Origin of the sequence: Roseateles sp., assembly GCF_039929605.1 — a bacterium.
Classification (GTDB): Bacteria; Pseudomonadota; Gammaproteobacteria; order Burkholderiales; family Burkholderiaceae_C; genus Pelomonas.
Genome location: NZ_JBDSQX010000197.1, coordinates 1 through 4281 on the forward strand (window position 1 = coordinate 1; position 4281 = coordinate 4281).

General features: G+C 65.9%; 5 protein-coding genes. 4 read left to right on the top strand and 1 reads right to left on the bottom strand.

Annotated features, from left to right (window positions below):
- The coding region (locus ABIS05_RS26755) for an ATP-binding cassette domain-containing protein (protein ID WP_348010802.1) at positions 1-1146 on the top strand (1146 nt) is incomplete at its 5' end.
- A 5-nt stretch (positions 1147-1151) separates the two neighbouring features.
- Here the strand turns inward: ABIS05_RS26755 and ABIS05_RS26760 are convergent.
- Positions 1152-1514, bottom strand: a complete 363-nt coding sequence (locus ABIS05_RS26760; RefSeq protein WP_348010803.1) for a DUF1304 domain-containing protein — start codon at positions 1512-1514, stop codon at positions 1152-1154.
- A gap of 131 nt (positions 1515-1645) precedes the next feature.
- On the opposite strand from ABIS05_RS26760, the gene ABIS05_RS26765 reads away from it, so the two are divergent.
- The 3 genes from ABIS05_RS26765 to ABIS05_RS26775 all read left to right on the top strand — a co-directional run bounded on the left by ABIS05_RS26765 (position 1646) and on the right by ABIS05_RS26775 (position 4155).
- The gene (locus tag ABIS05_RS26765) at positions 1646-2134 is read left to right on the top strand and encodes a MarR family transcriptional regulator (protein WP_348010804.1); all 489 of its coding nucleotides are present in this window, start codon (positions 1646-1648) and stop codon (positions 2132-2134) included.
- 38 nt (positions 2135-2172) lie between these two features.
- Positions 2173-2607 (top strand): organic hydroperoxide resistance protein, encoded by a 435-nt coding sequence (locus ABIS05_RS26770; protein WP_348010805.1) that lies wholly within the window; start codon positions 2173-2175, stop codon positions 2605-2607.
- Positions 2608-2703: 96 nt separating this feature from the next.
- Positions 2704-4155, top strand: a complete 1452-nt coding sequence (locus ABIS05_RS26775; protein ID WP_348010806.1) for an esterase-like activity of phytase family protein — start codon at positions 2704-2706, stop codon at positions 4153-4155.
- Positions 4156-4281: the final 126 nt, after the last annotated feature.

Consider the following 4281-nt stretch of genomic DNA (forward strand, 5'->3'; position numbering starts at 1 on the left):
TTCAAGGCCAAGGCCAGCAAGGCCAAGCAGGCGCAGAGCCGCGTGAAAGCGCTGGAGCGCATGGAGCGATTGGCGCCAGTGCTCGCGTCAGCCGACTTCAATTTCGAGTTCCGCGAGCCGCTCAACCTGCCCAACCCGATGCTGATGTTCGACGAGATGTCGGTCGGCTACGGCACCACCACCATCGTGCGCGACATCGACCGTTCGGTGCTGGCCGGCCAGCGCATCGGCATCCTGGGCGCCAACGGCCAGGGCAAGTCCACGCTGGTCAAGACGATTGCCGGCACGCAACCCGCGCTGGCCGGCACGCTGACCCAGGGCAAGGGCCTGTCCATCGGCTACTTCGCCCAGCAGGAGCTGGACGTGCTGCGCCTGGACGAAGGCCCGCTGGAACACATGGTGAGGCTGGCCCGCGAAGTGGGCCCGGCTGGAAGAGAGCAGGAGCTGCGCGACTTCCTCGGCCAGTTCCGCTTCACCGGCGAGATGGTCAACCAGCAGGTCGGTAGCCTGTCCGGCGGCGAGAAGGCGCGGTTGGTGCTCGCGATGCTGGTGTGGCAGCGCCCCAACCTGCTGCTGCTGGACGAGCCCACCAACCACCTGGACCTGAACACCCGCGAGGCGCTGTCGATGGCGCTCAACGAGTTCGAGGGCACGGTCATGTTGGTCAGCCACGACCGCGCCCTGCTGCGCGAGGTCTGCGACGAGTTCTGGCTGGTGGCCGACGGTGTGGTCAAGCCTTTCGACGGCGACCTGGACGACTACCAGCGCTGGCTGCTCGACCAGAGCAAGGAAGCCGCCCGCGCGGCCAAGAAGCAAGCGGCGGCGCCCGCCGCCAAAGTGGTTGCAGCCGCTGCCCCGGCACCGGCGCCTGCGCCCGCCGCGCGGGAGGACCGCAAGGCCTCAGGCCAGGCGCGCTCCAAGCTCGCCGAGCAGACGCGGCCGCTGCGCAAGGAGATGGAAGCCATCGACAAGCGCATGCACGCGCTGGCCGAGGAGCGCAAGGCGCTGGAAGCCCAGCTCGCCGAAGGCGCGGCTGCATCGGCCATCGCCGAGATGGGCAAGCGGCTGAAGGCGATCAGTGACCAGCTCGAAGCCGACGAGGCGCGTTGGCTGGCGCTGGGCGAGCAGATCGAGGCGTTGTCCTAGAGCTGCTAGAGCGCCAGCACGGCTGCCAGCGCCAGCGCGGCCGGCACCGCCTGCACGAACAGGATCTTGCGTGACACCGTGGCCGCGCCGTACACGCCGGCCACGATGACGCAGCCGAGGAAGAACACCAGCCACGGCTTGCCTGCGCCGGCAACGCCCTGCATCAGGCCCCAGGCCAGTCCAGCAGCGAGAAAGCCGTTGTAGAGCCCCTGGTTGGCCGCCAGCGTCTTGCTCTGCTCGGCGAAATCGGCCTTCAGCCCGAAGGCCTTGCGGCCCAGCGGCTTGGTCCAGAAGAACATTTCCAGCACCAGGAAATACACGTGCAGCAGCGCCACCAGCGCCGCCAGCACGATTGCGACCATCGGCATGTCTCTCTCCTCGTCATTGATTGGGGTGGCGCATCCTCGCAGATCGATCTACCGTCCTCTGTCGCGCAAGAGATGGCAGTAAATGACCATTTAACTTGTTCACAATTAAATTGCCAACTACATTATCAGCCATGGCACGCAGCAAGGCATCCAACACTGGCGACTCCCGCGACGACTCGCGCGCGCAATGGCTGCAACTGGACCGTCAGCTGTGCTTTGCGCTCTACAGCAGCTCGCTGGCCATGACCAAGCTCTACAAGCCGCTGCTCGCGCCGTTGGGCCTGACCTATCCACAGTACCTCGTCATGCTGGTGCTATGGGAGGCCGATGGCCTGAGCGTGTCCGCGCTCGGCCAGCGCCTGTCGCTCGACTCCGGCACGCTGACGCCGCTGCTCAAGCGCCTGGAGGCGCTGGGCCACGTCGAGCGCTGCCGCGCAACTGACGATGAACGCCGCGTCGACCTCTTCCTGACAACGGCCGGCCGCAAACTGCGCGCCAAGGCTCTGAATATCCCCGAACAGCTCGCCTGCGCCAGTGCCTGCGAGCTGGATGAACTCGTCACGCTGACTCAACGTCTGCACGAGCTGCGCGCCCGATTCGCCAAGGCGAGCGGCGACTGATTCCTTCCCCCACCCACCACCACCCCAAAGGAGCCACCATGGCCATCGAAAAAGCCCTCTACACCGCCACCGCCACTGCCACCGGCGGCCGCGCCGGCACTGCCAAGTCGTCCGACGGCGTGCTGGACCTCGCGCTGACCACGCCCAAGGAACTGGGCGGCAACGGCGCCACCGGTACCAACCCCGAGCAGCTCTTCGCTGCCGGCTATTCCGCCTGCTTCATCGGCGCGATGAAGGCCGTCGCCGGCAAGCAGAAGATCAGCCTGCCCGCCGAGGTCTCCATCACGTCAGACGTCACCATCGGCCCGCACGCCAACAAGCCCGGCGCCTTCGGCATCCAGGTCGACATGAAGATTTCCGTGCCGGGCATGGAACGCGCAGCGCTGGAAGCCCTGGTGGCTACGGCCCACGAGGTCTGCCCCTACTCGAACGCCACGCGCGGCAACGTCGACGTCACGCTGACCATCGTCTGATCCCCGCCGGCTCGCGCTGTTCGTGACATCCGTCACGACTGCGTCATGCCGGCCAGCCAGCATCACGGGTTTTCCAAACACACCCGGAGACCCGCGATGCACCCCAATTTCCTTCTCACAGCCCTTGCCACGGCCCTGCTGGCGCTTGCCGGCAGCAGCCAAGCTGCGCAACCTGTGCTGATCGCCACGGGCAGCCTGAGCGGCTCGCTCAGCGACATGTCGGGGCTGAACTACACGCTGGAAAACGGCGCGTCCGCCAGCCTGCTGGGTGGCATGGGCTCAGGCTTCGCCTGGGCCGGTGGCAACACCTTCCTCGCCCTGCCCGACCGCGGCCCGAATGCGGTTGCATGGAACTCGGCGTTAGACGACACCACCTCCTACATTCCCCGCTTCCATACGCTGCAGATGGACCTGGTGGCCAACGCCGCTGGCGCCGCGCTGCCCTTCACCCTCACCCCGACGCTGAAGAGCACCACGCTGCTCTCCAGCAGCACCGCGCTGAACTACGGCGCGGTCGCTCCGACCACCACCGGCCTGGTGGCCAGCAGCGCCCTGCAGGCCAATGGCACCTACTACTTCTCTGGCCGTTCGGACAACTTCGCTCAGGGCTTGTCCACCAACCCGGCCAATGCGCGCCTGGATACCGAAGGCATCCGCGTCTCCAACGACGGCAAGAGCGTCTTCATTGCCGATGAGTACGGCCCGTACGTCTATCAGTTCAACCGCACCACCGGTCAGCGCACGCGCAGCTTTTCGCTGCCGAACAGCTTCGCCATCAGCAACCTCAGCGCCAGCAAGGACGTCGAGTTCAAGAACTCCAGCGGACGCGTAACCAACAAGGGCATGGAAGGTCTGGCCATCTCGCCCGATGGCAAGACGCTGTTTGGCTTCATGCAGAGCCCGCTGATCCAGGATGGCGGTGATGGCGGCTCCTTCAACCGCATCGTCAAGATCGACATCGCCTCGGGCGCCGTCAGCCAATTCGCGTTCAACAACGTCATGGGCGGCAAGGCCTATAACAGCAGCGAACTACTGGCGCTGAACGACCACGAGTTGCTCGTGCTCGAGCGCGACGGCAAGGGCCTGGGCGACGGCTCGCCTGGCTCAATTGCCAAGGTCAAACAGTTGGTCAAGCTCGACCTCACCGGCGCCACCGAGGTCAGTGGCATTGCCGACCTTCGCACCCAACCCGACGTTGCCATCGCCGGCAGCCAGTTCCTCGACATCAAGGTCGCGCTGAACAACGCGGGCTTCTCGGACGCTCAGATCCCGTCCAAGCTCGAAGGCATCAGCTTCGGCCAAGACATCATGGTTGGCGGCGTGCTCAAGCACACCCTCTACCTGGCCAACGACAACGACTTCCTGGGCGCCGTGGCCGCCAATGGCAGCAAGGTCGCCACCCAATACGACAACCAGTTCTTCGTCTTCGCCTACGACGGCAATGACCTGGTCAACCAGGGCGTCTCGGCCGTGCCGGAACCCACCAGCATCGCGATGTTGCTGGCTGGCCTGGGTGTTGTCGGCCTGCGCGCCCGTCGCCGCAACTGATCAGCCTCCCAGCAAGGCCAGGATCAACTCGACCCTGGCCTTGACCGGGCTCAGCGCGCCGGCGCTGGGCAACAGACCGGGCAGATCCATGACCGGGCCAGCGTCGCAGCGCGTGCTGCGCAGCAC

Coding starts and splice junctions, on each gene's coding strand:
- ABIS05_RS26770 (WP_348010805.1), top strand. CDS start 2,173: ATGGCCATCGAAAAAGCCCTCTACACCGCCACCGCCACTGCCACCGGC.
- ABIS05_RS26765 (WP_348010804.1), top strand. CDS start 1,646: ATGGCACGCAGCAAGGCATCCAACACTGGCGACTCCCGCGACGACTCG.
- ABIS05_RS26760 (WP_348010803.1), bottom strand. CDS start 1,514: ATGCCGATGGTCGCAATCGTGCTGGCGGCGCTGGTGGCGCTGCTGCAC.
- ABIS05_RS26775 (WP_348010806.1), top strand. CDS start 2,704: ATGCACCCCAATTTCCTTCTCACAGCCCTTGCCACGGCCCTGCTGGCG.